The organism is Oleiphilus sp. HI0123, assembly GCF_001635315.1.
Genome location: NZ_LWGE01001750.1, coordinates 1 through 1900 on the forward strand (window position 1 = coordinate 1; position 1900 = coordinate 1900).

The 1900-nt window shown below is 41.3% G+C and carries 2 protein-coding genes; both read right to left on the reverse strand.

Annotation, left to right across the window (positions count from 1 at the left end; all coding sequences use genetic code 11):
* Window positions 1–615 (reverse strand): hypothetical protein (locus A3761_RS23640; protein WP_197473211.1); only part of this gene is annotated, 615 nt, incomplete at its 3' end.
* 399 nt (window positions 616–1014) lie between these two features.
* Entirely contained in the window at window positions 1015–1653 is a 639-nt protein-coding gene (locus A3761_RS23645; RefSeq protein WP_068554077.1) for an HPP family protein, read from the reverse strand.
* Between the last annotated feature and the right edge of the window lie 247 nt (window positions 1654–1900).

Genomic DNA, 1900 nt, shown 5'->3' on the forward strand with positions numbered 1-1900 from the left:
ATACCCTTCACCCGCAAGGTGCCAGATATGAACAATATGCAGCTCTGCGCGATATAACTCCGCCAGGCTCAAAGCTGCATCAAGTATCTGCTGATTCAAGCCGCTATCAACATCAATGTTACTTACATCGATAGCTGCGGCTATTTTCATTTCAGGGCACATTTTTTGGTGGCCAATCGCGAAAGTTGGCGTGGGTGACTTACGCATCAGGTGCATCAAAGTGCTTCCCATAACACTACTATCTTTCTTGTTGGTACTAGGCTTAGAGATGGCAATACAATCATAGTGGCCCCGCAACGCACTTAATATAAGATTGATAAATGCCACGCCTGTTACAACTTCGCGCTCAAATAACACATCAGGAAGCTTTTTTTCTAAGAGCGCAATCATGGCATCCAGCCGCTCAAGCTCAACATTGATTGCGTGCTCTAGGAGTGTCGCAGGAGAGGCTCTCATATAACCCGAGATTCTAGAAAAGTCAGCGTCTTCGATTACAGTAATAAACTTAACCTCTAGCGGTTCATCATTGTCACTCCTCAAGCCGATAAGCTCACCCAAGCTTGGAGCAATTCCACCTCCTGGAGAAATAGGTACCATAATATGATTCAATTTCATTTTTAGTCCCTCTCATAATTTGGAAAATATAATCCAACACTTGACAGCACTAATCATCAACTAAAACGATTAAAAGCTAAGCCATTATTTCAACTATTAATGCTCGTAAAAATCAGATTTTAGCTAAATGATTACTCGATTTTAACGAACATAAAGTTATGCTAAGAGTATTGCAGAATATAAAAAAACCCCGCAATGCGGGGTGTCTCGAAAGTTCGCTCGAGCAAGGGAGTTAGAATGGTTTGTATTCGATAGCTTCATACAGCTACTTAATATAGCCTCAGTTTCTCAATGAACATTCCCTTAAAAAAGCAGTTTAATTCGTTCATTTAATAAGGAATTTTCTGACACAGATAAATCTTCGCCTAGATCTCTTTGGGGGCTTAAGTCTCTTTCGCGCTAACACCACATTGAAAGAGGAGGGTTGGCAGTCACACACCTTAAAATATCAGTGCGGGAGACAATCCCCACTAAACGATGCTCAGCATCCACAATAGGGATTGCATCCAAGCTATACATGACTAAGGCCTTGGCCACTCTACGAACATCTGTCACAGGATCCGCTGAAACAACAGATTTCCCCCTTGTTTGGATAACACTCGATAATGAAGTGTCCCGCCCCATTTGAACCGACGATTGAGACAAGAGCTTAGCGTATATTTGTTGGCGAGAGATTACTGAAACTAGCTGCCCTTTATTATCCAGAACAGGAACTACCTGATAATGCACCTGTTCGAATAACTCAAGTACGTATCCCCATGTATCGCTTAGCTGAACACTAACGACCGGTTGGCTCATAACTTGGTAAGCATGATAAACAGCTTCTTGCTGTGAGTTTTTCTTAAGCAAATTCTGATATTCAGAAATCGCTTTGACGGGCACATCATAGGAACTTCTGGCTTGCTCATTCTCTTCAAGCTCTACTTCTGTATAATTTAAACTCGGTATTGTCGAGGTATTGGCGGGTTTCTCAACCTTCCTAAGCTTTTCCAACGGCCCAGCGAAGGCCCGTCCACTCGGTGAATATACATAGAACATAGCAAAATCCCCCAATACAATTTATACGACTTAGATCATCCCGCCTTTCTGGGATCGATAAAAGTAGCTTTTTACTTACTAAACGGTCGCTTTTTTCGATCATAAGGAAAGCTTCTACAATACTGAAAATAAACATTAAGCTGACACTAAACAAACCATCATCGAAAAAACCGATCTAAAATCACATTATCTTCGTATATAACTTGCAATATTGATGAATTACGATTGTCAGTCAATACACCTTAGG

Bases quoted from the DNA above. Each gene is read 5' to 3' on its own strand.
- A3761_RS23645 (WP_068554077.1), bottom strand. From the start codon at position 1,653: ATGTTCTATGTATATTCACCGAGTGGACGGGCCTTCGCTGGGCCGTTG.